Source organism: Pseudomonas marincola (assembly GCF_900682675.2).
Classification (GTDB): Bacteria; Pseudomonadota; Gammaproteobacteria; order Pseudomonadales; family Pseudomonadaceae; genus Aquipseudomonas; species Aquipseudomonas marincola.
Genome location: NZ_LR215729.2, coordinates 4109928 through 4135551 on the forward strand (window position 1 = coordinate 4109928; position 25624 = coordinate 4135551).

Genomic DNA, 25624 nt, shown 5'->3' on the forward strand with positions numbered 1-25624 from the left:
TGCGCGGCATAGGTTAGGTTCTAACAAAAGCTACGCGGCCACCTGCTGACCCGCACTGATCAGCGCGGATAAAGCCCGCTAGGATTTATATCGGCAGGAAAGCCATGCGCAATATGCTGTGCGTCGCATAATTTATTCCGCGCTGGGTACGCTCGGAGGTGATGATTGCCATCATGTCCTGATATGCGATGATCTTGCCGAAAAGACGCTCATAACTGAGGTTATAAGGCGGTTTGTCAAAACCGTTGGTGAACAGAAGGCGAGCGCCCTTGGCATCCAGCCGGTGCTTGAGCCGCCACACCAGAATTTCGACATTACGCGCGCTGTTGTACAGCGCCTGCTGGTCGAGCGTGTCGAACAGGTAGAAGTCGTCTTTATAGTCGTAGGAACGGCTGAGCATGCCGCGCAGCCCGGCCATCACTGCATACACGCGGTCGCCCGGGAAATTGGGATCAAGCGCCAGATCCATCGCCCTGAGTTCATCGACACCGAGGTAGGAGGTCTGACGATTTAGCGGCGTGCTCCAGAGCAGTTTTTGCCGTGAAAGAATCGTCGCGTTCGGGGTTTTATGCAGCTCATCCGGGTTACGCTCATAGAGCTTGCCCATTAGCACCGTGAGCCGCTGATCGACAGTCTTCCAGTGCAGATCGTGCACCATGTCGATGTCGGTCTTGGCGACTTTATGCAGTGAAACTTCCTGATTGGTGCATGCGAGCAAGCCACCTGCCACAGCACTCAAAATGGCCAGTCGGAGCCAGCAGATGATTCGCAGGCGATCTGCCTGCCCGGACTCAACCCCCATTAGTCCAGCCGTGAATAAGCCACCCCAATTGCATGCACAGCATCCTTGTATGCCAAAACATCAATCTGAGCCTAGCAATAATCCGGCACCCGTGCAGGCGAGCCGTTCAATCACGGCGTGCATAAATACCGTGGATACAATCGGGGCGCGGTCATCAGACAGCGCCCCGAATAGATCAAGCCAATCGAATGCTCCGCTCAACTCAGCACTCTGGGCGCTCGGCGGTATAGCGCTGCGCAGGATTCACCGCGGCGCCGAGCTTACGCATGGCGGCCGCACCAATCAGCAGCGGATAATCGAAGTGACTGCGATCCGCCAGATTGACCTCAATGGTGCGTGACTCGTTGCCCACGCAAATTTCCATATCAATCACCGGCCGCTCAGCCATGGTCGGGCTGCTGTTGGGTTCATCACCCTCTTCTGCACGGTTCTTGATCAGCGCGACGCGCGTCAGCGGTTGCTCGAAAAGGGTTGGATCAGCATCTTTTGTTGCCAGACGAAAACGCACCCAGTCATCGCCATCGCGCTTGAAGCGCTCGATGTCCTTGGCGGAGAGCGATGAGGTCATCGCGCCGGTATCCATTTTAGCTTTAAAGGTCTGGCCAACCTGAGGCACAGCAACATACTCGTAACGGCCGTACAAAGTTGGGTCACTGGCTGGTTCGTTCGCCATCACTGGCAGTGCAACTAACGCGATCAATGCAATTAAACTTCTCAAACCAAGTACTCCTCCTTAAATTCACGGTTTCGGACTCGTCTCGATTCGATTGGTTCAGCTTTTTTGCCTCAGACAGGAGTGGCGGGAAGATCCAACCAGAGTGCTTCAAGGTTGCGAAAGCCCCATTTTTCGGGGGCTTCACGGCTAATAATTTTATCGCGCGCCGGGGTCTCAGCCAGATCAATGGTTTGCTGGATAATCGGCATCCGGGTTTCCGCTGAGTAGAAAACCTTGACCTTGGGCGCCAGCAGCGAACCCTCGCCCTGCTCCAGCACCACGCCAAGACGACCACTCTGCAAGCGCACCAGCGAGCCAATCGGATAAATCCCCACCGCCTTGACGAAGGCGTGGAACATCATCTCGTCGAAGTGGCCTTTCCAGCTGGCCATGCGGCTGATTGAGGTGGCCGGGTCCCATGCCTTTTTGTAGGCACGATTAGAGGTGACGGCGTCATACACATCGCAGATGGCGCCCATTCGCGCCATGACGCTGATCTGCTCACCTTGCAGGCCGTGTGGATAACCCGTGCCGTCGTATTTCTCGTGGTGATGCATGCAAACATCCAGCGCCAGCGCACTGATCTGCTTGTTTTCCAGCAATATCTGGCCGCCCAGTATCGGGTGCGCTTTAACGGCCTCAAACTCTTCATCGGAGAGTTTTCCCGGCTTGTTGAGGACGTTTTGCGCGACCGCCATCTTGCCGATGTCGTGAAGCAATCCGGCAAGCCCGGCTTCGCGAATCTGATCCAGCTCAAAATTCAGCTGACGCGCCAACGCGACCATCAGCGCACACACGGCAACGGAGTGCATGTAGGTGTATTCGTCAGCATTTTTCAGCCGCGCCAAACTGATAATGGCGCCGGGGTGGCGAATTACCGAGGCGGTAATTTCCTTGACCAGGTTATCGGCTTGCTCCGCTTGCAGGGCGCGGCCCATCCGCACATCGGCGAACATGTCGATAACCGCCTGTTTGGAGCGCTCACAGATCAGGGCGGCACGCCTGATCTCGTCGGAGAACGGCGCCGGGCTGTAGTCTTCGTTGTCTTGCGTAGCCGGTGCTGCTTCATCCTCGGCCTTGGCCACAGGCGCCAGTGCAACGGGTTCGGGTTGTTGCAGCGGCGTTTCGACAGGTGCAGCGGCACAGTCGAGCCCCTTGCTGATATCAATCAGCAATTCCTCAACTTTACTGGCGTAGATACGTTGCAGATCCTTGTCGGATTCCAGTAAGAAACTTTTCTTCCAGAACGGATGGTCAACCCAACTGCCACAGAAGGCCTGGATGTACATACCGACACGCACGTCCGCTACCGATATGCGCTTCAACATAATTGCCTGTTCTCGAAACAGCGTTTTTTGTAGACCACTTTATACAGACAGAAGCGGAGCAATGCCCAACGGCTCGTCCGACAATTAACCGATAGTTCAGCATAACTTGGACGAAGCCAATCGTCTGCTTAATATGCACAGGTCCCGCACTTGAGGAGCCATCATGCGCCGACTACTGACCGGCCTGACCGTCACCCTGCTGTTACTGCTGAACACCTTGATTCTGATTGGCCCGTTGCTGCTGATCGCCATGGGCAAGTTTCTCTTGCCCGGCACAGCGCTGAAAGCTGCATGCTCGCGCGGTGTGATGTGGGTTGCAGAAACATGGGCCGAGATCAACAAAATCATATTCGCCTGCATTCTGCCGACCCAATGGGATATCCGCTGCCCGGTTGAGCTGCGCAAAACCACCTCGTATCTGGTCATCAGCAACCATCAGTCGTGGGTTGATATTCCGGCGTTGATTCAGGCGTTCAACCGCAAGACGCCCTACTTCAAGTTCTTCCTCAAGCAGCAACTCATCTGGATTCCCTTTCTCGGGCTGGCCTTCTGGGCGCTCGACTATCCGTTCATGCGGCGTTACTCCAAGGCCTATCTGGAGAAACACCCGGAGCGTAAAGGCGAAGATCTGGCGATTACCCGCCGTGCCTGCGAGAAGTTCAAAGACCTGCCGGTGACCATCGTCAATTACCTTGAAGGCACCCGCTGCACCCGCGCCAAACAAATTCAGCAGCAATCGCCCTACAAATACCTGCTCAAGCCCAAAGCCGGGGGCATGGCCTTTGTGCTCGCCGCGTTAGGTGAGCAACTGGATGCGGTGCTGGATGTGACCGTGGTTTATCCGGGCGATAAAGTGCCGGGCTTCTGGGCGTTGATCAGCGGTCAGGTGCCACGGGTGATTGTCGATATTCAGACTTATCCACTGGATCCGGCCTTGTGGCAGGGCGACTACCAGAACGACGAGCAATTTCGCCAATGGATGCAGGAGTGGGTGTCACAACTGTGGCGCGATAAGGATGCGCGCATTTACGCGATTCGTGGGGAGCTGCAACCGCGCTAAAAAAGCAAAGCTCACACGCAGTGTGCACGGGTGAGCTTTGCAAAAGCTACGTTCGCTTACGGGTTGAATCAGCCAGCGCTGAACATGCGATGCGGATCAATCACGAATTTCTTCGGCACACCGGCATCGAATTCGCCATAACCCTGTGGCGCCTGATCCAGGCTGATGACCTGCACGCCCACAACTTCGGCGATGTTGATGCGGTCCCACATGATCGCCTGCATCAGTTGGCGGTTGTACTTCATCACCGGCGTTTGCCCGGTGTGGAAGCTGTGCGACTTGGCCCAGCCCAGACCGAAACGAATGCTCAGGCTGCCAATTTTGGCCGCAGCGTCCACCGCACCCGGATCTTCGGTGACGTACAGGCCGGGAATACCAATTTTACCGGCAACCCGAACAACCCCCATCAGCGAGTTGAGTACCGTTGCCGGTGCTTCCTGCTGTGCACCGGCATGGCCGTGACCACGCGCCTCAAAGCCAACCGCATCGACGGCGCAATCCACTTCCGGCTCACCGAGCAGGTCGGCAATTTGCTCGTGCAGCGGCGTGTCTTTGGACAAGTCGGCAATCTCGAAACCCTGCGCCTTGGCGTGGGCCAACCGCACCGGATTAACGTCACCAACAATCACCACCGCAGCACCCAGCAAACGCGCAGACGCCGCAGCCGCCAGGCCCACCGGCCCCGCACCGGCAACATAGACCGTACTGCCGGGGCCAACGCCTGCGGTAACAGCACCGTGATAGCCCGTCGGCAGAATGTCCGAAAGGCAGGTCAGGTCGCGGATTTTCTCCATCGCCTTGTCGCGATCCGGCAGCTTCAACAAGTTGAAGTCGGCGTAAGGCACCAGCACGTAATTCGCCTGACCACCGGTCCAGTCGCCCATGTCGACATAGCCGTATGCGCCACCCGCACGCGCCGGATTCACCGTTAAACAAACACCGGTGTGTTGCTCTTTACAGCTGCGGCAACGGCCACACGCGACGTTGAACGGCACAGACACCAGATCGCCAATTTTCAAATGCTCAACATCGCGCCCTTTCTCGATCACCTCACCGGTAATCTCGTGGCCCAACACCAGACCGACCTGCGCCGTAGTGCGGCCGCGCACCATGTGCTGGTCGGAGCCGCAAATGTTGGTGGATACCACTTTGAGGATGACCCCGTGCTCAATCTTCTTGCCGCGCGGGTCCTGCATTTTCGGGTAATCGATATTCTGCACCTCGACCTTGCCAGCACCGAGATACACCACACCACGATTATCAGACATCGCTCGCTCTCCTTGTTGTTGTCGGAACAAAGGCGCAGCCGGCGGCCACGCAGCCTTGCACTGGAGCATTTACGGAACGTCTAAAAAACTACCGGCCAGAGATTGCGCATCTAAGGGCTTGGCGCCTGTCGCTGGCTTTTCAGAGGCTCCATTAAGGTGATGAAGCATTCACAAAGAGGTCAGGTAACGACGCAGCGTGCCATCACATGAACCTCTGGGCAGTGTGAAACCTGCTTATGCAGGGCCATACAGTGCCAGCCGCGTTAAAGCACGACTGTGCGGTTTTGATTAAGAAAGACGCGCCGCTCAAGGTGATAACCAATCGCCTTGGCCAACGTCAGGCATTCAATATCACGGCCTTTGGCAACCAGATCTTCGGGATAATGCGCGTGATCAACGGTCTCAACGCCTTGCGCAATGATCGGGCCTTCGTCGAGGTCGTTGTTGATGTAATGCGCGGTCGCACCGACCAACTTCACCCCCTTCTGATACGCCTGATGATAAGGCTTGGCGCCCTTGAAGCCGGGCAGCAGCGAGTGATGAATATTGATCGCCCAGCCATCGAGCTTGCGGCATAACTCCGGCGACAGCACCTGCATATAGCGCGCAAGCACCACCAACTCAGCACCGGTTTGCTCGATAACCTCCAGCACTTTGCGCTCTTGCGCAGGTTTATCGTTGGGGTCCAGCGGGAAGTGGTAATACGGAATCTCATGCCAGCGTGCCAGCGGTTCCAAATCAGGGTGATTGGAAATCACCGCCACCACCTCCATCGACAAATGGCCAATGCGCTGACGATAGAGCAAGTCATTCAGGCAGTGATCCGATTTGGACACCATCAGCACAACCTTGGCCCGATACGCGGGCGGAGTCAGCTCGGTTTGCATCTGGAAGGCGGCACTGCGTTGCGCCAAATCAGCACGAAACGCCTGCTCGTCAAAACCATCGGGCTGGCGAAACTCAATGCGAATAAAAAACCGCGAAGACAACCGGTCATCGAACGAATGGTGTTCGGTGACATAACAACCTTGCTCAAACAAGAACCGTGTCAGCGCGTCCACCGTGCCGAGCACACTCGGGCACTGCGCTGTCAAAATCCATGTATCCGGGGTTCGGCTCATTACACTCTCCCTGCGCTAAACAGCACTCCCTGCAAGGCACACACCCGGTTAGGGCGGCCCTGCAAGGGCGTATTACTCACAGCATCAATACAACTGATTATTCGACGATACTCAGACCGTACTCAGCGCTGGCATCTTGCAGCCAAAGCCAGAAGTAGTCAGAGAAGCTGCGGCGAATGACCAACTCCCAGGTATCTTCAGCGCTGTGACGAATCACCAACTGCGCTTTGGCGAAGTGCGTAGCCACGGCTTTACCCACGGGGAAGTTACTCGGATGGACGTCGTACGAAGTCGACTTCATCAACACCTCGCGCACGTTCTTGCCGCGAAGCTCCAGCAAGGTTTGGCCGCCGCTGACATTGATGATCGAGATGTGTTGCCCCGCCAACGCCTCACGCAGTTTCCGCTCGGCGGCGAACTCTTCACCGCTCGGCACAATCAGCAGCCACTCATCTGGAGACAGCCATTGCAAAGACGCCCCGCCGTGGCTGACCACGCTCAGCGCACCCGGCAACTCCAAGCCCAGAGCACTGTGCACGGCCTCGGCAAAAGCCGGATCTTTACCATCACCACGCAGGGTGAGATGGCCCAGCAGTTTTTTCTCAGTCAGCGTTACACCTGCATCGGTCGGCCCTTTGCCGACCAACTCATGCAGGCTGGCGTGAAACAGCGGCGACTCTGCCTTGGCATCTGCCGGGCGCTGTTGGTAGACATTGACGTTAGACATTCTGGCGTTCCCCTTTCGGGTCATAAAATACGGAGCTGACAATTTCGGCTTCAATCACGCTGCCATCGACCAGGGGCGCAAACACCCGCTCGCCGATGCGTTGCAAACCGCCTTTAACCATCGCCATTGCAAACGAGTAGCCCAACGCAGCACTCATGTAGCTGGAAGTGACGTGGCCGACCATGGTCATGGGTATCGCCTGTTTCGGGTCAAAGACCAGTTGCGCACCTTCCGGCAATAGCTGCTGAGGATTAACCGGCTTCAACCCCACCAATTGTTTACGCTGCTCGCGCACGCAATCCTGGCGATTCATACCGCGCAAACCGATCCATGAAAACGGCTTGTTGCGGCCCACACACCAGCTCATGTTGAGGTCGTCCGGCGTGACCGAACCATCGGTATCCTGGCCGACAATGATGAAGCCTTTCTCGGCCCGCAAAACGTGCATGGTTTCAGTGCCGTAAGGCGTAAGACCGTGCTTCTTGCCTGCTTCGATAATCTTCTGCCAAACGCCCATGGCGTAATCCGCCTGCACGTTGACCTCGTAGCTCAACTCGCCAGTGAAGGAGATCCGGAAAACCCGCGCCGGTACACCACCGACTTCGCCTTCTTTCCACGCCATAAACGGGAACGCGTCTTTATCGAGGTCGATATCCGTGACTTCCGCCAGCAGCTTGCGGCTGTTCGGGCCGGACAGCGTCATCGTCGCCCAGTGATCGGTCACCGAGGTGAAATACACTTTCAGATCCGGCCATTCGGTCTGGTGATAAAGCTCCAGCCAGTCGAGAACCCGCGCCGCGCCACCGGTGGTGGTGGTCATCAGAAAGTGGTTGTCCGCCAGACACGCCGTTACACCGTCGTCGAAGACCATGCCGTCTTCTTTGCACATCAAACCGTAACGGGCTTTGCCGACATCCAGTTTGGTCCACGCGTTGGTGTACACACGATTGAGAAACTCACGGGCATCAGGGCCCTGAATATCAATCTTGCCCAGCGTCGAGGCGTCAAGAATGCCCACAGCATTGCGCACAGCCAGGCACTCACGTGCGACAGCCGCGTGCAGGTCTTCACCATTTTTCGGGAAGTACCACGGCCGCTTCCACTGGCCGACATCTTCAAACTCAGCGCCGTTGGCAACGTGCCACGCATGCATCGCGGTGTAACGCTTTGGCTCAAACAACGCACCGCAATGGCGGCCAGCAACCGCGCCGAATGTCACCGGCGTGTAGTTAGGCCGGAACATGGTGGTGCCCATTTGCTCGATGCTGATGCCCAGTGAGCGTGCAGCAATCGCCAGGCCATTGATATTGCCGAGCTTGCCCTGATCGGTTCCAAAGCCGAGCGCGGTGTAGCGCTTAACGTGCTCAACCGACTCAAAGCCTTCACGGGTTGCCAGCTCGATACCGGCTGCAGTGACGTCATTCTGGAAGTCGACAAACTGCTTAGGGGCGCGCGCGGTCGATTTATCGTGCGGTACTTGGAACAGCGCAACCGTCGCTTCCTCGTTGAGTTGCTCAACGCTTGGCAGCGTGCCAACAGCGGCGTCAAAGCCGACTTCGGCAGCGGCCATCACACCCGCTTCAAAACCATCTGCCAGCGTGTCGCCCAATGCAAAAACGCCTTTCACCGCCCCGGCGCACACACGCTTTTGCAAGCCTTCGCCCGGCACAAATGCCAGCAAGTCGGCCTGCCATGTTGGTCGCCCACCCAGATGCGATGCCAGATGAACCACTGGGCTGTAGCCCCCGGAGCTAACGATCAAATCGCAATCAAGAACTTCACCCGGGCTGGTGACTTTATGCTTGGCCACATCGATCGCACAGATCCGCGCCGCATCAACACGCTTGCTGCCGCGCGCTTCAACCACGGCGCTGCCAGTTAAAATCCGCACACCGCGTGCGCGCGCCTGCTCAACCCAGGTGCCACGCGGGTTAGTCCGCGCATCTGCCACGGCAACCACTTGCTGGCCAGCGTCGAGCCAGTCCAGCACCACGCGGTAGGCGTAATCGTTGTTGGTTGAAAGCACCAGCTTGCGACCGGGCAGCACCGCGTAACGGCGCACATAGGTCGACACAGCGCCCGCGAGCATATTGCCAGGCACATCGTTGTTGGCGTAAACCAGCGGGCGCTCATGCGCACCGGTCGCCAGCACCACACGCTTGGCACGTACCCGGTGCATGCGCTGACGCACCATGCCCATCGGCGCGACTTCACCGATGTGATCGGTCATGCGCTGATGAATCGTCAAGAAGTTATGGTCGTGATAGCCATTCACTGTCGCGCGCAGCAACAAGGTGACTTCTGGCATGCCTTGCAGCTCAGCCAGCGCCTCGGCTGCCCACTCGGCTGCAGGCTTGCCGTCCAGCAGTTCACGCGTGTCGAGCAAGCTGCCGCCAAACTCTTCCTGCTCGTCCGCCAGAATCACCCGCGCGCCACTGCGACCTGCCGCCAGTGCAGCGGCCAAACCCGCAGGCCCCGCGCCTACCACCAACACATCACAATGCTGATTGAGGTAGTCGTAACTGTCGGGGTCAACTTCTGTCGGCGCACGGCCCAGCCCTGCGGCTTTACGGATGTACTTTTCGTACGTCAGCCACAGGTTCTGCGGATACATGAAGGTTTTGTAGTAAAAACCGGGGGGCATCATCTTGCCGCCGACCTTACCGAGAATCCCCATCATGTCGGTATTAACACTCGGCCAGCCGTTGGTGCTGGTCGCCACCAAACCGGAGTAAAGCGCTTGCTGAGTCGCCCGCACGTTAGGGATTTGCGCTTCTTCGGTCGAACCGATTTGCAGGATGGCGTTTGGCTCTTCGCTCCCCGCCGCGACAATCCCGCGCGGACGGGAGTACTTGAAACTACGCCCGACAATATCCACGCCATTGGCCAGTAACGCAGCGGCCAGTGAGTCACCGGCGAAGCCTTGATACGACTGGCCATTGAAGCTGAAATTCAAGGGCTGGCTGCGGTCAATCCGGCCGCCATTGGTTAGACGATTAACTTGGCTCATGCCGTGACTCCTTGAGCGCTCGCTTTAGCGGCAGCAACGCTGGCCTCGGTAACGCTGGGCTTCTCACCGATCTTGTAAGTTTCATAAATCTCGTACGTCACGGTGTGTCGCGTGGCGTTGAAAAACTTACGACAACCGCCTGAGTGCACCCACAATTCGTGGTGAATGCCGCGTGGGTTATCGCGGAAGAAGATGTAGTCGCCCCACTCTTCATCGCTGCACTCCGCTGGATTTTCCGGCCGCACAATATGCGCCTGGCCGTGTGCGTGAAACTCTTCTTCAGAGCGCGTTTCACCGCAGTGAGGGCAATAAATATTAAGCATGGTCTGAGCCCTCTTAGTGAGCCACGGCAGCAGCGCCGTGCTCGTCGATCAGTGCGCCGGTATGGAAACGATCCATCGCAAACGGTTTTGCCAGCGGGTGCATTTCACCTTTGGCCAAACTGGCGGCAAACACGTGGCCCGAACCCGGCGTGGCCTTGAAACCACCCGTGCCCCAACCACAGTTGAAGAACAGATTTGGGACTGGGGTTTTCGAGATAATCGGGCAGGCGTCCGGGCTGGTATCCACAATGCCGCCCCACTGACGGTTCATGCGCACGCGTGACAGCACCGGGAACATCTCGACGATGGCTTGCAGCGTGTGCTCGATCGTCGGATACGAGCCACGTTGACCGTAGCCGTTCCAGCCGTCGATACCGGCGCCAATTACCAAATCTCCTTTGTCCGACTGGCTGATGTAACCGTGCACGGCGTTGGACATGATTACGCTGTCGATCACCGGTTTAATCGGCTCAGACACCAATGCCTGCAGCGGGTGTGATTCCAGCGGCAAACGGAAGCCCGCCAGCTTGGCCATGTGCCCGGAGTTACCCGCAGTAACCACGCCGACACGCTTGCCACCGATAAAGCCGCGATTGGTTTCAACGCCAATCACCACGCCGTTTTCCTTACGGAAACCAGTCACTTCGGTCTGCTGCAACAAGTCCACGCCCAAAGCATCCGCCGCGCGCGCATAGCCCCAGGCCACGGCGTCGTGACGCGCCACACCGCCACGGCGCTGCACAGTCGAGCCCATGATCGGATAGCGGGTGTTTTTGCTGCAATCCAGATACGGAATCTCTTCAGCGACCTGACGCGCATCGAGCAATTCGCCATCCACGCCATTGAGGCGGTTGGCACTGACACGACGCTCAGAGTCGCGCATGTCTTGCAGCGTATGGCACAGGTTATAAACGCCACGCTGCGAAAACATCACGTTGTAGTTAAGGTCTTGCGAGAGCCCTTCCCACAGTTTCATCGCATGCTCATAGAGCTGCGCCGACTCGTCCCACAGGTAGTTGGAACGCACAATCGTGGTATTACGCGCCGTATTACCGCCGCCTAACCAGCCCTTCTCAACCACTGCGACGTTCTTTACGCCAAACACTTTGGCGAGGTAGTAAGCGGTTGCCAAACCATGACCACCGCCGCCGACGATGATCACGTCGTAGACCGGCTTAGGGGGCGGGTTGCGCCACATGCGCTGCCAGTTCTCATGATGACTGAAGGCATGTTTGAACAGGCCAAAGCCAGAATATCGTTGCATGTGATGCTCCTAAATTTGCAGCCGAGACGATTCCGGCGGCCGACTCAGCGGCCGCCTCCAACCATCAGCGGTAAACGGGGTAATCCGCGCACAGCCCAGCAGCCAGTCCCGCGATTTGCGCTTCAACATCGGCATCGCCGAGGTTCTGTAACAACTCACAAATCCAGCCCGCCAACTCAATGCACTGAGGTTCTTTGAAGCCGCGCGTGGTCACCGCTGGCGTACCAATGCGCAGGCCAGAGGTCACAAACGGCGATTGCGGATCGTTCGGCACCGCATTCTTGTTAACCGTGATACCCGCACGGCCCAGCGCCGCATCAGCATCTTTGCCGGTAATGCCTTGCTTGATCAGGCTGAGCAAAAACAGGTGGTTGTCGGTGCCGCCGGACACCACATCAAAACCGTTATCAATAAACACCTTGGCCATCGCCTGAGCGTTTTTGATCACCTGCTGCTGATACTCAACAAAGCCCGGCTCCAGCGCCTCTTTAAAGCACACCGCCTTACCGGCAATCACGTGCATCAACGGCCCGCCCTGAGCGCCGGGGAAGACTGCCGAGTTGAGCTTTTTCTCAATCTCTTCGTTGGCCTTGGCCAGAATCAAACCGCCGCGAGGACCGCGCAGGGTTTTATGCGTCGTGGTGGTGACCACATCGGCGTATGGAAGCGGATTCGGGTACAGCCCCGCCGCCACCAGACCCGCCACGTGCGCCATGTCGACAAACAGGTAAGCACCAACCTTGTCGGCAATTGCGCGGAAACGCGGGAAGTCGAGGGTTTTCGAGTAAGCCGAGAAGCCCGCCACAATCATCTTTGGCTTGTGCTCCAGCGCCAGCCGCTCTACTTCGTCGTAATCAATCAGGCCGGTGCTGGTATCAATGCCGTATTGCACCGCGTTGTACAGCTTGCCGGATGAGCTAACTTTGGCGCCGTGAGTCAGGTGACCACCGTGCGCCAGGCTCATGCCCAAAATGGTGTCGCCCGCTTGCAGCAGCGCCAGATACACCGCCGAGTTGGCAGACGAGCCCGAGTGTGGCTGCACGTTGGCGTAGTCGGCGCCGAACAGCTGCTTGGCGCGATCAATCGCCAATTGTTCAACCTTGTCGACGTGCTCACAACCGCCGTAATAGCGCTTGCCCGGATAGCCTTCCGCGTACTTGTTAGTAAGCCCGCTGCCTTGAGCTTCCATCACCCGCTTGCTGGTGTAGTTCTCCGAGGCGATCAGCTCGATATGATGCTCCTGACGCTGCTCTTCTTGATTCATTGCACTGAGCAACTCGTCGTCGTAACCCTGTATCTGGTCATTTTTGCTGAACATCACTGATCTCCTGCGGTGCAGCCTATTGTTAGATGCGGCGTGTTGCCGTTTGCAGCGATGGTATGACTCGGCTCTGCCCGCGAGATGCCTATGTACGTCATGGGTAACTTCGTTTACGACATGCTCATGTCGTAAATCAGCCTAAGTGGCGCGTCTGCTGAGGTGGCGGCTGCGCCGCATGTCTGAAAACACCAACGCGCTGTACAGACGGCGTTGTTTTGCAAAGCCACTCAGCAAAATCCTGCTCGGCTGTCAGCACTGCAAAAGCCATCAACCATTGCGATATCTGGCGGTAACGCAGGTACTCAGGGAATCCGTTAAAATCTGACTCAACAGTCATTCATCGCCAACAGGGCAATCAAACATGTTCTGCGGGCGCCAACCTCGCGTAAAATCAGCGCACCCGCCGGCCCTCACGAGGGGCGCATAGGCAACGGCTTGAAGGACCCCCGCATGACCGATAAAACGCAACAGTTCGCCAGCGACAACTATTCCGGCATCTGCCCTGAAGCATGGGCAGCAATGGCCGAGGCCAACCACGGCCACGAGCGCGCTTACGGCGACGACCACTGGACGGCGCTCGCCTCCGACCACTTCCGCAAATTGTTCGAAACCGACTGCGAAGTGTTTTTTGCCTTTAACGGCACCGCGGCCAACTCATTAGCACTGGCCGCGCTTTGCCAGAGTTACCACAGCGTGATCTGCTCGGAGACGGCCCACGTTGAGACCGACGAGTGTGGCGCGCCGGAGTTCTTCTCCAACGGCTCGAAACTGCTGGTGGCCAGCAGCGAAAACGGCAAGATGACGCCCGAGTCGATCCGCGAAGTGGCGCTCAAGCGTCAGGATATTCACTACCCCAAGCCGCGCGTTGTTACGCTGACTCAAGCCACCGAAGTCGGCACCGTTTACACCCCGAATGAAGTGCGCGCGATCAGCGAAACCTGCCGCGATCTGGGGCTTAACTTGCACATGGACGGCGCGCGCTTCTCCAATGCCTGCGCGTTTCTCGGCTGCACACCGGCTGAACTGACGTGGAAAGCCGGCGTCGATGTGCTGTGCTTTGGCGGCACCAAAAACGGAATGGCCGTGGGTGAAGCCATCCTGTTCTTCAACAAAGACCTGGCCGAAGATTTCGACTACCGCTGCAAACAAGCCGGCCAATTGGCATCGAAGATGCGCTACTTATCGGCGCCCTGGGTCGGCATCCTGCAAGACGGCGCGTGGCTGCACTACGCACAACACGCCAACCGTTGCGCACGCCTGCTGGCCGAACTGGTCAGCGATGTGCCGGGCGTCAGCCTGATGTTTCCCGTGCAAGCCAACGGCGTGTTCTTGCAGATGCCCGAGCCGGCACTGCAAACCTTGCGCGACAAAGGCTGGCGCTTCTACACCTTTATTGGTGCAGGCGGCGCACGCTTCATGTGCTCATGGGACATTGAAGAGCTGCGCGTACGCGAACTGGCCAGCGATATTCGCGCGGTAGTTGCGAGCGCTTAAACCCTCGTCTGTTTGCCAACCCACTCAGGCCGCTGCTGCCCACGCTAGCGGCCTCTCGCGCCAATGAAGCAGGAGGCACACCGTGCAGTTATCCGGCAAAGTTGCATTTATCACCGGCGCCGCCAGCGGCATCGGCAAACAAATCGCTGAACTGTTTGCCGTCGAAGGCGCCAGCGTGGTCATCGCCGACCTTAATCTGCAAGCCGCCCAACAAGCCGCCGCGCAAATCACAGCCAGCGGCGCGCAGGCGTTGGCGATTGAAGTCGACGTGACCGACGAAGATCAGGTAAACGCTGGCGTCGAGGCGGCGGTTAAAGCCTTCGGCGGCATTGATATTCTGGTCAGCAATGCGGGGATACAGATCATTCAGCCGGTACAAGACCTGAGTTACGCCGACTGGAAAAAGATGCTCGCCATCCACCTGGACGGTGCCTTTTTAACCACCAAAGCGTGCCTCAAGCACATGTACGCACAGGGCCGTGGCGGCAGCATTATCTACATGGGCTCGGTGCACTCCAAAGAAGCCTCAAAGCTCAAAGCGCCTTACGTCACCGCCAAACATGGCTTACTCGGCCTTGCCAAAACAGTCGCCAAAGAAGGCGGCTCCGCTGGCATTCACGCCAACGTAATCTGCCCCGGCTTCGTCCGCACGCCACTGGTCGACAAACAGATTCCCGAGCAAGCCAAAGAACTGGGCATCAGCGAAGAAGACGTCATCCAGAAGGTCATGCTCAAAGACACCGTAGACGGCGAATTCACCAGCACCGAAGACGTAGCCCGCGTCGCACTAATGTTCGCCGCCTTCCCAAGCAATGCGCTCACCGGGCAATCGTTGATGGTGAGTCATGGTTGGGGGATGGAGTAAGGGGGAGCGTTAGTAACCTTACTTAGTCCATTTGTTCGAGTGATAGGTTACGAGCCAAAGACTACCTCTCGCTTAGTTACCAAGCAGACGCTGTTACTTAGCTGCGGGGTCAGATAGGCATATAACCCACCACCATCATTAACCAAAACAGCAGTTCCTTGGGCTTCTCCCTTGTAAGCCCAATCTTTAAAAACCTTATCTCTGATGGTCAAGCACGACCCAGACACAACAAGAGTCTCGACGCTAGAAATATCGCAAGTTCCAACAAGGTTTGGTGCTGCAGTAAAGACAATTTGAGAGTTGTTGTCGGAATAGGACTTGATAGTAAAGGATTCGTACATACGCTTATTTGGAGCGTCCGTGCTCCAAATGTTGTGAGAACTGTGCGGGGCCCCCTTCAATACGAAATCAGCCATGCTCTTAGCAATGTTGTGGCAGGTCAGAACACCAGCGTCCTTAGCTCCCTTAGACACCTCGTTCTCAGCGAGGCAGAATTGAGGGGTAGCAACCAGAACAAGCATTGGTAAAAGCAGTTTCATAGTTTTTTTGTTCCTTTTTAGTGAGAATAAATAAGGTCGGATCTAGGAAGATCATGGCCGTTCGAATAAATCGACTCTCATTGACTTCAAAGCGCCAACATTCTTACTAACCAGTACAGTTTCCCCCAAATAGAAACTGAATTCGTAGAGCGTCAAAACACCTGAGCAGCAACCGATTGAGGTGATAGCCGCCCGGCAGACGATGCCCCAAATCATTCAGACTGCGACTAGAAGGAGTCCTTGCTGCTTGGAAGAACGCGGACAGAAAGCGTTGATAATATGGCGTCAATATTACAATAATATCAAAAAGCCACTACCGAAATATCCCCACTATGAAATTTCTCCACCTTCCACTTATCCTGATAGTCATGCTCAACACGGGATGCGGCCTCATGCCAAGGACAAGTGAGCCGTCCATGGCTCTCCAGATTGCTGATGAGATGGGTGTTCCAGCTTATGACCTATCCCGTAAGGAGTACACAGAGTTACTTAAGCAAAGTGGTGGCTCATCAATTAATTTCGATGGAGTCGTAGCTGGAGTGTTTGCTGAGGATCCCGCAATGATTTTGGTAGGCGGGCTGGCAAATCCGAGCTCATCCAAAATGGTTCAGGTGGTCGCCTGGGTGCCTTCCAGCATGGCGCCAAATGGAGAAGAGGCAGCGATCTTGGCTGAACAGACAGTCAGAGATGCGGTTTTCGAATTGTCCGAGAAGAAAGAGATTGAGCGGCTAAAGCGATTAAACTGGGCCCCAAATGCCATCGGCCTGCCTTATGGAGACGTTGGCTTTAGCGTGTACAAACAGCTCTATCAGATGACTGCTGGGTACACTCCAGATTTGCAGCCCGCACCGTCATTTATGAATGTCAATGAGCAGGTATATGGACCGCTATTTCTGGGCAATCCGATAGCTACCGGCAGCCCACAAGATTTGGCTGAAAAACTTCCTTCATGGGTCTACACCTATGATCCTGGCTCGTATGGCGAGCGTCCAAGAGCCGTATACAACTCATACGCAACACACCTGTTTATTGAACCCGCACAATAACTCTGAATACTTACCTTTGGAGCAACTTGCTCGAAGTATTGAGCGCTAGTCGGAAAACAAAATCCACACTCAAGAGTGCAAGTTTACTGACTCATATTTCTTCCATGACTTAACCGGCACGTCATCAATCTAAAGGTCGTGAAAGAAAGGGGCCACGGCAGAAACGAGGACCGCAGGCTTACACACATCAACCTTCAGAACAGGCAGTTGATTGATCTCTGCAACTGCCTTCATATAATCCCTCCCAACGATACAAACATGTAATTCTGCAATACAACAAACCTAAAAATACTCAAGCAACGCACCCTGCCCACTCCGTCCGCTCGCCAACTACGCTCTACCCATCTAAATCCACCCAGCCTCGACGACTCCATCGACACGCCCCCCCAAACACCGACATACCCAAACCGCAATTCATTGAAAAACAACACATTGGCGTCGTGTTTAGGCGGTGAAATGGCGTGGACAACCATTCCCCAATCCGGATATCGACATAGCGTGAGGGCATAACAAGTACTAATAACCGGTGGAGAAATATAATGACAAGAGCTTCGATCCCCCCTCAGCGACCGTCACTGTTGATGGCGTGCATACCGATTGTGGCTACGCTGGCGGTTTTGGCGTTGCAGTTGTTTATATTCGGTGAGTTCACCCCGCATGTACCGCTGGTTTGTGGTGTTGCGATCACGGCTGTTATCGGCTGGAAGTTGGGCTACCGCTGGGCTGCGATGGAAGATGGCATGATGCGCATCGTGCGCGTTGGGCTACCGTCGATTGCCATCCTTATTCTTGTCGGCATGACGGTGGGCACGTGGATCGCATCCGGCAGTGTGCCGATGATCATTTACTACGGGCTCAAGCTGATCTCGCCGGAATACTTTCTCGCCGCAGCCATGCTGATGTGTGCGGTGGTTTCCGTGACCCTCGGCACCAGCTGGGGCACCGTCGGCACTGTCGGCCTCGCATTGATGGGGATCGGTGCAGGCTTCGGCATCCCGCCTTGGTGGACAGCCGGCGCGGTGGTTTCCGGAGCTTTTTTTGGTGACAAAGTCTCGCCGCTCTCAGACACCACCAATCTGGCGCCCGCAGTAACCGGAGTGAATCTGTTTGCGCATATCCGCAACATGATGCCGACCACGATTCCGGCGATGCTGATTGCGCTGGTGATTTATCTGGTAGCTGGCAACTCGCTGGCAGCAGGCCAGGCACTCGATCTTGAGCGCATCCAAACGATCACCGAAGGGCTGGCGAGCAATTTTGAGTTCAGTATTTGGGTGCTGTTGCCGCCGCTGTTGGTGATGGGTTTGGCAATGGCCCGCATGCCGGCATTGCCAGCGTTGTTTGTTGGTGTGGTCGCCGGTGCGGTGGTGGCGTTTGGGGTGCAGGGCGAAGCCTTGAAGGCGTTGTTCGGCTACATGCAAAGCGGCTATTCGCTGAGCACGGGTGTGAGCGAGATTGACACGCTGCTCAACCGTGGCGGCATCATGTCGATGTCGTGGGTAATTCTGCTGGTCATGATCGCGCTGGCGTTTGGCGGCCTGCTTGAGGTGATCGGTTGTCTTGAGTCGCTGTGCGCGGCGGTGCTGCTTAAAGTGCGCGGGATTTTTGGCCTGCAACTGGCGGCCAGCTCTACAGCGGCGATGACCAATGTGATTGCGGGCGATCCGTATCTTTCTATCGCGCTGCCGGGGCGTATGTATGCGCCAATCTTTCGGGGCGAAGGCTATTCCACGCTTAACCTGTCGCGCTCTCTTGAGGAAGGCGGCACATTGATCTCGCCACTGATTCCCTGGAATGCGGGTGGCGCTGTGGTCATCAGCTCGCTTGGTTTGGTAGTCGGCGATGGCAGTTGGGAAAGCCTACTGTACATTCCACTGGCCTTTGCTTGCTGGTTGTCGCCGTTACTGGGACTGCTGTACACCTTGCTTGGGCGCTTCATTGTGCCAGCCAGCGACGCTGAGCGTGCCGACTGGGTGGCTCAGGATTACGCGGTGACATCGCTGCAACAATTGCGCGATCAGGCAGAGGTTGGCGTCAGAAGTGTCAAGGTCGCGCAGCCTGAGGTTTGAGGGACTGGCGGCAATGTGAAGTCAGCCTTGCGAGTCGCTGGAGTGTGAGTCTGAACGCTCTGGCGACAACGCCTGCAACGTGAGCATCAGGCGGCAACAACTAAAAAGGGCGCATCTCCATGCGCCCTTTTCTATCGGTTAAAACTCTATCGCCACATCGCCTTGCGGCACGCTGCAGCATGACAGGATGTAGCCCTCGGCCACGTCTTCATCGGTGATGCCGCCGTTGTGCTCCATGCTGACCTCGCCCGAGGTTTTCAGCACCTTGCAGGTTCCGCAAATGCCCATGCCGCAGGCCTTGGGAATGTGCAGGCCCAATTGCGCGGCGGCCGAGTGCACGGTTTCGCTCGGGCCAACCCGAATGCTTTTGCCGGTAAGCACGAATTCGACCTGACGCAGATCGGTCGCCGGTACTTCCGCCGCCTCCGCCGCTTCTGCTGCCAGCTCCTTAACTTCAGCGCGTACCTCGGGCGGAGTCGGCCCGAATGCTTCTTCGTGATAGCGCTGCATGTCGTAATTGTTGGCTTGCAGCAGGCGTTTGACCGCCGCCATGTAGGGCGTTGGCCCGCAGCAGAAGATTTCACGGTCGAGATAATCCGGGGCGATCAACTCCAGCATCGGCTGATTGAGATAGCCCCGATACCCCGCCCACGCCTCGCCCAAGCCATGCTTTTCGCAAATGACGTGCAGGCTGAAGTTGTTGATGCGCGCCGCCATGTGCTCAAGCTCGCGATGAAAGATGATGTCTTTCGGCGAACGCGCACTGTGCACAAACACCATGTCCACATTGGCGTTGGTGTCGTAATACCAGCGCGCCATCGACATGACCGGCGTTATGCCCACACCGCCGCTGAGAAACAGCACTTTTTCTGCGGGGAAATCAATCGCATTGAAGTTACCCACAGGACCATGCACGGCCAGATCCTGGCCTTCATGCAGATTATCGTGCAGCCAGTTTGAAACCTTGCCGCCAGGCACCCGTTTAATGGTGATCGAAAAGCTGTACGGCACCGACGGCGCGCTGGAGATGGTGTAGGAGCGCATGATCGGCACGCCCTCGATTTCAAGCTCCAGCGTGACGAACTGGCCCGGTTTGAAGAAGAACAGCACGGGCTGGTCGGCCATGAAACAGAAGGTGCGGACATCCCAGGTTTCCTGAATGACCTTGACGCAACGCACCAGATGGCGGCCATTGCTCCAGGTCTGGGTGGTTACCGGGTTTAGAAAGTCGTTAGTGGTCATGCACGTGCCTCCGCGCGCGGCCGGACATCGGCCTGAATATGCAGCGATTGTGCTTAACGCCAGCACGACTCATATATCTGTTAGCGACATTTACATGCTTATCGCGACCCGCCCGCTAACACGGGCTATTGCTGGTCGGAAACTGATTCAGGCGTGTCGCCCATGGATAAGGATCAAGCCGCGCGCGCAGCCAAACTCGACCCTAGCCGAATCATCAATTGGTGTGCCCTGAGTCGAGACTCGAACACGCCCGCATGAATGGAACCAGCGCCAGTCGGTCGGTGAAAAAGCACGGCGCAATCACCTTGCAGCTGCACCTAAATGCCACTTTTACGGCGATAAACCCACTATCGCCATTGAGGAGTTACTGATGGACGTCACTTCGACTCTGAGCCTCGGCGATCCACTCGAGCCAGCGCGCAAGGCAACGGTAGATATGCTTCACAGCCGTGAGCGGACCTTTTCATTGCCGCAGCCGTTTTATAACGACGAGCGCCTGTTCCAGATCGACATGCAGGAGATCTTCCACAAGGAGTGGCTGATCGCCGGAATGACCTGCGAAATACCGGCCAAGGGTAATTACCTGACGCTGCAAATCGGCAACAACCCGATCATTGTGATTCGCGGCGCCGAAGGCGTAGTGCATGCTTTTCACAACGTCTGCCGCCACCGTGGCTCGCGGCTGTGCACCAGCGAAAAAGGCAAGGTCGCCAAACTGGTTTGCCACTATCACCAGTGGACGTATGAACTCGACGGTCGCCTGCTGTTTGCCGGCACGGAAATGGGTGCAGACTTTGACCTGAACCAGTACGGACTGAAACCGGTTCACTGCAAAACAGCTGGCGGCTATATCTTCATCTCGCTGGCTGAGAACCCGCCTGCGGTAGATGACTTCCTCAGCACGCTGGCGCATTACATGGAGCCTTACGACATGGAAAACACCAAGGTGGCGGTGCAAACCACCTTGATGGAAAAAGCTAACTGGAAACTGGTACTCGAGAACAACCGCGAGTGCTACCACTGCAGCGGCTCGCACCCGGAGTTGTTGAAGTCACTGCTTGAGTGGGACGACGTGACCGACCCGCGCGCCGATCAGAACTTCAAGGATCATGTCGCCGACTCCGCTGCTAAATGGCAAGCCGAGAACATTCCTTATGCCCACGCCAGCTTTGGCCTGCGCAATCGCATCGTGCGTATGCCGCTGCTCAAGGGCACCGAGTCGATGACCATGGACGGCAAGCGCGGCTGCCAAAAGTTGATGGGCCGCATCAAGAACCCGGAGCTGGGTTCGATGCGTATTTTGCACCTGCCGCACTCATGGAACCACTGCATGGGCGACCACCTTATCGTGTTCACCGTGTGGCCGATCAGCGCGCAAGAAACCATGGTCACCACCAAATGGCTGGTGCACAAGGACGCCGTTGAAGGGGTTGATTACGACGTCGCCCGCCTGCGTCAGGTGTGGGATGCAACCAACGATCAGGATCGTCGTCTGGCCGAGGAAAATCAGCGCGGCATCAACTCCACCGCCTACCAGCCAGGGCCTTACTCGCAGACTTACGAGTTCGGCGTGGTCAACTTTGTCGACTGGTACAGCGAGCGCATGCTCAACAACCTGAATGCGCAGCCGCTGACCCAGTTGCGCCAAGTCGTGTCGGAGTAACGCGCGTCATGAGTCTGGGTTTTGCTTTGCTGTTGGCGCTGCTGGGATACAGCCTGTTGGCGATAAAACCGGCACCGCCAGAACAGCAGAGAAACCCAAACAGACCAGACTCAACTGCATAACGCAAAAGGGCGAACAATCGACAGATTGCTCGCCCTTTTGCCATTTGTGCGGCTCGAACCGCTCGCGGTTGCCTAACGCTTTGGCAAACCGATTACCCGCCCGACATAAACCGGCATCGACAAGCCAGCGTGAGCGGCAGACAACACCTCTACCCGTGCGTTAACTTGCGCATCGAGAATTGCCGAACGCCCGCTTTCGACGTCGATATTCATCAGCATCTGCTCGCTCTCGGCCAAGGCGGCTTCCACGCCAACCAAGTGCAAAGAGTGATGCACGTGCAGGCGCTTCTTATCGTGCGCGAGCAGTTGCGTGTGCACCTCGACTTCCGCGCCCAAACGCACCTCGTTGAGGTAGTTGAGGTGGCATTCGAGGGTATACAGGGTATGCCCGGTGCGCGTGCGCCCTGCCTCATCCAGCCCCAGATGATCCATCAGCGAATCGGTGGCATAGCTGAAAACCAGCAGATAAAACGCATCGCGCAGATGCTGATTGTAATCAACCCATTCGGGCAGCACGGCCGTCTGGTAGGTGGTGAGTCGCGTCATGCAATTCTCCTGAATCAAGCACAACCCGACCGGCAAAAAGCCGGCGGGCTGGGTAAGCGTCGATCACTCGGCAGCGTCGAAGCCGTGTTTGGCCTTGGTCTGTTTAATCGCTTCCTGCACGGCAATCAGGCAATCATCGCGGTAGCGTTCCAGCTCGGCAATGCTGCGCTGGCCCTGCTGTTCAGCGGTGCCTTCGACCACGCTGTCGATCAGGCTTTCGGTCAACTCAGGCGCTTTCAGGTAGGTCCACGGCAATTGCAGTGCCGGGCCAAATTGCTGCATGAAGTGACGCATACCGGCATTGCCGCCCGCCAGCGTGTAGGTCAGGAAGGTGCCCATGAACGACCAGCGCAGGCCCGCACCGAAACGGATTGCATCATCAATCTCGCCGGTAGTCGCCACGCCATCATTGACCAGATGCAGGGCTTCACGCCACAGCGCCTCAAGCAGACGGTCGGCGACAAACCCCGGCACTTCCTTGCGCACATGCAAGGGCCGCATGCCCAACGCGGTGTACACGCTCATCGCTGCTTCAATGGCTTCTGGCGCGGTGTCTTTACCGCCCACAACCTCAACCAGCGGCAACAGGTACACCGGATTGAACGGATGCCCCACCACGCAGCGCTGAGGGTTGGCGGAGGTTGCGTAAAACTCGCTGGGCAGCAAACCGGATGTGCTCGAACCAATCAGCACATCGGCGCGGGCTGCGGCGCTGATACGTGCATGCAGATCCAATTTCAGGGCCAATACTTCCGGCGCACTTTCCTGAATGAAGTCTGCTTCACGCGCGCACGCTTCAACGCTGTCGGCGAAGCGCAGGCGATCCTGGCTGGCACCTTCCGCCAAACCCTGCGCTTGCAGTGCCGGCCAGGCATTGGCGATACGCTCGCGCAGTTGCTGTTCGGCGTTCGGCGCCGGGTCCCAGGCGACAACATCCAGGCCATGGGCCAGGGCGCGGGCGACCCAGCCACTGCCGATTACGCCGGTACAGATAGCGCCGAAGGTTTTAATCTGTGTCACAAAGGTAGTTTGATTGCTCATGCTGACTCCTGCTCGATAGTGGGTACGCTCAATCAAGCGGTACTTAGCCCAGACGCTTGAGCTTCATTTTTTCGCGGCCTTCAGCCGGTGTCAGCGCACGGCCACCCAGACGTTGGATGATCTCGATAACGCGCTCGACAAGTTGCCCGTTAGTGGCATGTACGCCGCGATCCAGCCAGATATTGTCTTCCAGCCCCACGCGCACATGGCCGCCCAACAGCATGGCCTGAGCCGCCATTGGCATTTGTGTGCGCCCGATACCAAAGCCTGCCCATGTGGCACCGGCTGGCAGGTTATCGACCATGGCTTTCATACTCACGGTGTCTGCCGGAGCGCCCCACGGAATACCCAGGCAAAGTTGGAACAGCGGATCTTCCAGCAGGCCTTCCTTGAGCATTTGCTTGGCAAACCACAGGTGGCCGGTGTCGAAGATTTCCAGCTCGGCTTTAACGCCTAGCTCGGTGATGCGCTTGGCGCCAGCGCGCAGTTGCGCCGGGGTGGAGACATAGATGTAGTCGCCATCGCCAAAATTCAGGGTGCCGCAATCGAGGGTGCAGATTTCCGGACGCAGTTCTTCAATGTGCTTGAGACGCTCCATTGGCCCGACCAGATCAGTGCCGGCACCGAATTCCAGCGGCGTTTCGCCGGGGCCGATTTCGAGATCGCCGCCCATGCCAGCGGTGAGGTTGATGATCACGTCAGTGTCGCTTTCGCGAATGCGCTCGACCACTTCGCGGTACAGCGCCACATCACGGCTCGGCTTGCCGGTTTGCGGGTCGCGCACGTGGCAGTGAGCAACGGTGGCGCCAGCTTTTGCAGCTTCGATGGCGGCATCGGCAATTTGCTTAGGGGTCACCGGAATTGCCGGATGCTTGCCCACTGTATCGCCAGCACCGGTAACAGCGCAGGTCACGACAACTTCATAATTCATTGGTCTTCTCCTTTGTTCAAGGCAACAGAAACCCGTGCGCAGCAATGGCTGCGCATGGGTATTTATGCGGGGATTACTTGAGCGCGGCGATCGCGCTGTCGGCAGGTTTGCCGTCGAAGGTGGTCACACCTTGCAGCCAGCCAGAGACAATTTCCGGGTTGGCCTTGATCCACTCGCGGGCAACGTCTTCCGGCTTTTTGCGGTCCATGATCGGCTGCATCAACTGGCTTTCCTGCTCACTGGTGAAGCGCAGGTTGCTCAGCAGCAAATTGGCATTCGGGCAGCGCTCGGCGTAGTCCGGTGCGGTTACGGTGCTGACAGTGGCTGCACCGTCATTCGGGCCGAATACATCCTCGGTGCCGGTCAGGTAGGTGATCGGAAACTGCAGGTTCATCGGGTGCGGTTTCCAGCCAAAGAACACCACGGGCTTGTCGCTTCGCGTCGCCCGGTTAACGGCGGCGAGCATGCCGGCTTCACTGGACTCGACCAGTTTGAAGTCACCCAGACCGAACTGATTGCTGTCGATCATTTTCTTGATCGCGATATTGGCGCCCGAACCGGCGTCGATGCCATAGATCTTGCCGTCCAGCTGATCTTTGAACTTGGCAATATCGGCCAGTGTTTTCAGGCCTTTGTCGGCGGTGTACGTTGGCACGGCCAGCACTGCAACGGCATCGTTGAGCGATGGCTCAGGCATGACCTTGACCGCCTTCTTGTCGAGGAACGGCTTGATGTTGTCATCCATGATCGGCTTCCAGTAACCGAGGAACACATCAATCTGGTCCTTCTGGATACCGGCAAAAATGATTTGCTGCGAGGCTTGAGTCTGCTTGGTTTCATAGCCAAGGCCCTCAAGCAGGGTGGACGCGACTGCGGTGGTGGCAACAACATCCGTCCAGCCGACCAGGCCAACCCGAACGTTCTTGCAGCTTGCCTGCTCTGCGGCCAACAACGACGAACTACTCAGGGCGAGCACACAGCCTGCGGCGATTAGTTTGAGACGATTCATTGTTTTGCTCCCTCGCGGTACGGTTTATATCGCGGCATCAGCCCCTCGGACAGGGTTGATGTTAGCCACGTTTTGTTTTGTAAAAGCCAGACGGCTCTTCCGTGTCCGGGCTTGGTAT

Annotated in this window: 22 protein-coding genes; 6 read left to right on the plus strand and 16 right to left on the minus strand. The window is 57.0% G+C overall.

The window, feature by feature from the left end; translation table 11 throughout:
• Positions 1–85: 85 nt before the first annotated feature.
• The 3 genes from PMYSY11_RS18885 to PMYSY11_RS18895 all read right to left on the minus strand — a co-directional run bounded on the left by PMYSY11_RS18885 (position 86) and on the right by PMYSY11_RS18895 (position 2845).
• On the minus strand, positions 86–802 hold the full coding sequence (locus PMYSY11_RS18885) for a hypothetical protein (protein ID WP_090509396.1): 717 nt from the start codon (positions 800–802) through the stop codon (positions 86–88).
• A 202-nt stretch (positions 803–1004) separates the two neighbouring features.
• Positions 1005–1520 carry a retropepsin-like aspartic peptidase RloA2 gene (gene rloA2 / locus PMYSY11_RS18890; RefSeq protein WP_069898175.1) on the minus strand — a complete coding sequence of 172 codons (516 nt, stop codon included), beginning with the start codon at positions 1518–1520 and terminating at the stop codon, positions 1005–1007.
• 68 nt (positions 1521–1588) lie between these two features.
• Entirely contained in the window at positions 1589–2845 is a 1257-nt protein-coding gene (locus PMYSY11_RS18895) for a cyclic di-GMP phosphodiesterase (RefSeq protein ID WP_150547721.1), read from the minus strand.
• A 163-nt stretch (positions 2846–3008) separates the two neighbouring features.
• Here PMYSY11_RS18895 and PMYSY11_RS18900 point away from each other — a divergent pair, with 163 nt between their 5' ends.
• The gene (locus tag PMYSY11_RS18900; RefSeq protein ID WP_150547722.1) at positions 3009–3905 is read left to right on the plus strand and encodes an acyltransferase; all 897 of its coding nucleotides are present in this window, start codon (positions 3009–3011) and stop codon (positions 3903–3905) included.
• Positions 3906–3973: 68 nt separating this feature from the next.
• Here the strand turns inward: PMYSY11_RS18900 and fdhA are convergent, their stop codons facing one another.
• The 7 genes from fdhA to glyA form a co-directional block, all read right to left on the minus strand.
• Entirely contained in the window at positions 3974–5173 is a 1200-nt protein-coding gene (gene fdhA, locus PMYSY11_RS18905; protein WP_069898178.1) for a formaldehyde dehydrogenase, glutathione-independent, read from the minus strand.
• 263 nt (positions 5174–5436) lie between these two features.
• On the minus strand, positions 5437–6294 hold the full coding sequence (purU, locus tag PMYSY11_RS18910; RefSeq protein WP_150547723.1) for a formyltetrahydrofolate deformylase: 858 nt from the start codon (positions 6292–6294) through the stop codon (positions 5437–5439).
• A gap of 97 nt (positions 6295–6391) precedes the next feature.
• Complete coding sequence (locus PMYSY11_RS18915; RefSeq protein WP_150547724.1) at positions 6392–7021, minus strand: sarcosine oxidase subunit gamma; 630 nt, start codon at positions 7019–7021, stop codon at positions 6392–6394.
• Positions 7014–10031 carry a sarcosine oxidase subunit alpha gene (locus tag PMYSY11_RS18920; protein ID WP_150547725.1) on the minus strand — a complete coding sequence of 1006 codons (3018 nt, stop codon included), beginning with the start codon at positions 10029–10031 and terminating at the stop codon, positions 7014–7016. The genes PMYSY11_RS18915 and PMYSY11_RS18920 overlap by 8 nt, the downstream gene beginning before the upstream one ends.
• Positions 10028–10354 (minus strand): sarcosine oxidase subunit delta, encoded by a 327-nt coding sequence (locus PMYSY11_RS18925; RefSeq protein ID WP_150547726.1) that lies wholly within the window; start codon positions 10352–10354, stop codon positions 10028–10030. Before PMYSY11_RS18925 ends, PMYSY11_RS18920 begins: the two co-directional genes overlap by 4 nt.
• Before the next feature lie 13 nt (positions 10355–10367).
• Positions 10368–11618, minus strand: a complete 1251-nt coding sequence (locus PMYSY11_RS18930; protein ID WP_150547727.1) for a sarcosine oxidase subunit beta family protein — start codon at positions 11616–11618, stop codon at positions 10368–10370.
• Between the two features lie 64 nt (positions 11619–11682).
• Entirely contained in the window at positions 11683–12936 is a 1254-nt protein-coding gene (gene glyA, locus PMYSY11_RS18935) for a serine hydroxymethyltransferase (RefSeq protein WP_150547728.1), read from the minus strand.
• 453 nt (positions 12937–13389) lie between these two features.
• Here glyA and PMYSY11_RS18940 point away from each other — a divergent pair, with 453 nt between their 5' ends.
• Positions 13390–14433 (plus strand): threonine aldolase family protein, encoded by a 1044-nt coding sequence (locus PMYSY11_RS18940; protein WP_150547729.1) that lies wholly within the window; start codon positions 13390–13392, stop codon positions 14431–14433.
• Positions 14434–14515: 82 nt separating this feature from the next.
• Entirely contained in the window at positions 14516–15298 is a 783-nt protein-coding gene (locus PMYSY11_RS18945) for a 3-hydroxybutyrate dehydrogenase (RefSeq protein ID WP_090509370.1), read from the plus strand.
• Between the two features lie 47 nt (positions 15299–15345).
• Here the strand turns inward: PMYSY11_RS18945 and PMYSY11_RS18950 are convergent, their stop codons facing one another.
• A complete protein-coding gene (locus tag PMYSY11_RS18950; RefSeq protein WP_150547730.1) occupies positions 15346–15837 on the minus strand; it encodes a hypothetical protein in 492 nt (163 codons plus the stop codon).
• 416 nt (positions 15838–16253) lie between these two features.
• On the opposite strand from PMYSY11_RS18950, the gene PMYSY11_RS18955 reads away from it, so the two are divergent.
• Both PMYSY11_RS18955 and nhaC read left to right on the plus strand, forming a co-directional pair.
• Positions 16254–16883, plus strand: coding sequence for a hypothetical protein (locus PMYSY11_RS18955; RefSeq protein ID WP_150547731.1), 630 nt, complete (start codon positions 16254–16256; stop codon positions 16881–16883).
• Positions 16884–17422: 539 nt separating this feature from the next.
• Entirely contained in the window at positions 17423–18952 is a 1530-nt protein-coding gene (gene nhaC / locus PMYSY11_RS18960) for a Na+/H+ antiporter NhaC (RefSeq protein WP_150547732.1), read from the plus strand.
• Positions 18953–19090: 138 nt separating this feature from the next.
• Here nhaC and gbcB read toward each other — a convergent pair whose 3' ends face one another.
• Positions 19091–20194 (minus strand): glycine-betaine demethylase subunit GbcB, encoded by a 1104-nt coding sequence (gene gbcB / locus PMYSY11_RS18965; RefSeq protein WP_069898189.1) that lies wholly within the window; start codon positions 20192–20194, stop codon positions 19091–19093.
• Positions 20195–20564: 370 nt separating this feature from the next.
• Here gbcB and gbcA point away from each other — a divergent pair, with 370 nt between their 5' ends.
• Positions 20565–21857 carry a glycine-betaine demethylase subunit GbcA gene (gbcA, locus tag PMYSY11_RS18970; protein ID WP_150547733.1) on the plus strand — a complete coding sequence of 431 codons (1293 nt, stop codon included), beginning with the start codon at positions 20565–20567 and terminating at the stop codon, positions 21855–21857.
• A gap of 194 nt (positions 21858–22051) precedes the next feature.
• Here the strand turns inward: gbcA and PMYSY11_RS18975 are convergent, their stop codons facing one another.
• The 4 genes from PMYSY11_RS18975 to choX form a co-directional block, all read right to left on the minus strand.
• On the minus strand, positions 22052–22525 hold the full coding sequence (locus tag PMYSY11_RS18975) for a thioesterase family protein (RefSeq protein ID WP_150547734.1): 474 nt from the start codon (positions 22523–22525) through the stop codon (positions 22052–22054).
• 63 nt (positions 22526–22588) lie between these two features.
• On the minus strand, positions 22589–23566 hold the full coding sequence (locus tag PMYSY11_RS18980; protein ID WP_069898192.1) for an L-carnitine dehydrogenase: 978 nt from the start codon (positions 23564–23566) through the stop codon (positions 22589–22591).
• A 43-nt stretch (positions 23567–23609) separates the two neighbouring features.
• Positions 23610–24497: a 3-dehydrocarnitine:acetyl-CoA trimethylamine transferase CdhC gene (gene cdhC / locus PMYSY11_RS18985; protein WP_090509342.1), complete on the minus strand. Its 888-nt coding sequence runs from the start codon at positions 24495–24497 to the stop codon at positions 23610–23612.
• A gap of 73 nt (positions 24498–24570) precedes the next feature.
• Positions 24571–25506 (minus strand): choline ABC transporter substrate-binding protein, encoded by a 936-nt coding sequence (gene choX, locus PMYSY11_RS18990; RefSeq protein ID WP_150547735.1) that lies wholly within the window; start codon positions 25504–25506, stop codon positions 24571–24573.
• Positions 25507–25624: the final 118 nt, after the last annotated feature.

Bases quoted from the DNA above. Each gene is read 5' to 3' on its own strand.
- PMYSY11_RS18885 (WP_090509396.1), bottom strand. From the start codon at position 802: ATGGGGGTTGAGTCCGGGCAGGCAGATCGCCTGCGAATCATCTGCTGG.
- PMYSY11_RS18895 (WP_150547721.1), bottom strand. From the start codon at position 2,845: ATGTTGAAGCGCATATCGGTAGCGGACGTGCGTGTCGGTATGTACATC.
- PMYSY11_RS18900 (WP_150547722.1), top strand. From the start codon at position 3,009: ATGCGCCGACTACTGACCGGCCTGACCGTCACCCTGCTGTTACTGCTG.
- fdhA (WP_069898178.1), bottom strand. From the start codon at position 5,173: ATGTCTGATAATCGTGGTGTGGTGTATCTCGGTGCTGGCAAGGTCGAG.
- purU (WP_150547723.1), bottom strand. From the start codon at position 6,294: ATGAGCCGAACCCCGGATACATGGATTTTGACAGCGCAGTGCCCGAGT.
- PMYSY11_RS18915 (WP_150547724.1), bottom strand. From the start codon at position 7,021: ATGTCTAACGTCAATGTCTACCAACAGCGCCCGGCAGATGCCAAGGCA.
- PMYSY11_RS18920 (WP_150547725.1), bottom strand. From the start codon at position 10,031: ATGAGCCAAGTTAATCGTCTAACCAATGGCGGCCGGATTGACCGCAGC.
- PMYSY11_RS18925 (WP_150547726.1), bottom strand. From the start codon at position 10,354: ATGCTTAATATTTATTGCCCTCACTGCGGTGAAACGCGCTCTGAAGAA.
- PMYSY11_RS18930 (WP_150547727.1), bottom strand. From the start codon at position 11,618: ATGCAACGATATTCTGGCTTTGGCCTGTTCAAACATGCCTTCAGTCAT.
- glyA (WP_150547728.1), bottom strand. From the start codon at position 12,936: ATGTTCAGCAAAAATGACCAGATACAGGGTTACGACGACGAGTTGCTC.
- PMYSY11_RS18940 (WP_150547729.1), top strand. From the start codon at position 13,390: ATGACCGATAAAACGCAACAGTTCGCCAGCGACAACTATTCCGGCATC.
- PMYSY11_RS18950 (WP_150547730.1), bottom strand. From the start codon at position 15,837: ATGAAACTGCTTTTACCAATGCTTGTTCTGGTTGCTACCCCTCAATTC.
- PMYSY11_RS18955 (WP_150547731.1), top strand. From the start codon at position 16,254: ATGGCTCTCCAGATTGCTGATGAGATGGGTGTTCCAGCTTATGACCTA.
- nhaC (WP_150547732.1), top strand. From the start codon at position 17,423: ATGACAAGAGCTTCGATCCCCCCTCAGCGACCGTCACTGTTGATGGCG.
- gbcB (WP_069898189.1), bottom strand. From the start codon at position 20,194: ATGACCACTAACGACTTTCTAAACCCGGTAACCACCCAGACCTGGAGC.
- gbcA (WP_150547733.1), top strand. From the start codon at position 20,565: ATGGACGTCACTTCGACTCTGAGCCTCGGCGATCCACTCGAGCCAGCG.
- PMYSY11_RS18975 (WP_150547734.1), bottom strand. From the start codon at position 22,525: ATGACGCGACTCACCACCTACCAGACGGCCGTGCTGCCCGAATGGGTT.
- PMYSY11_RS18980 (WP_069898192.1), bottom strand. From the start codon at position 23,566: ATGAGCAATCAAACTACCTTTGTGACACAGATTAAAACCTTCGGCGCT.
- cdhC (WP_090509342.1), bottom strand. From the start codon at position 24,497: ATGAATTATGAAGTTGTCGTGACCTGCGCTGTTACCGGTGCTGGCGAT.
- choX (WP_150547735.1), bottom strand. From the start codon at position 25,506: ATGAATCGTCTCAAACTAATCGCCGCAGGCTGTGTGCTCGCCCTGAGT.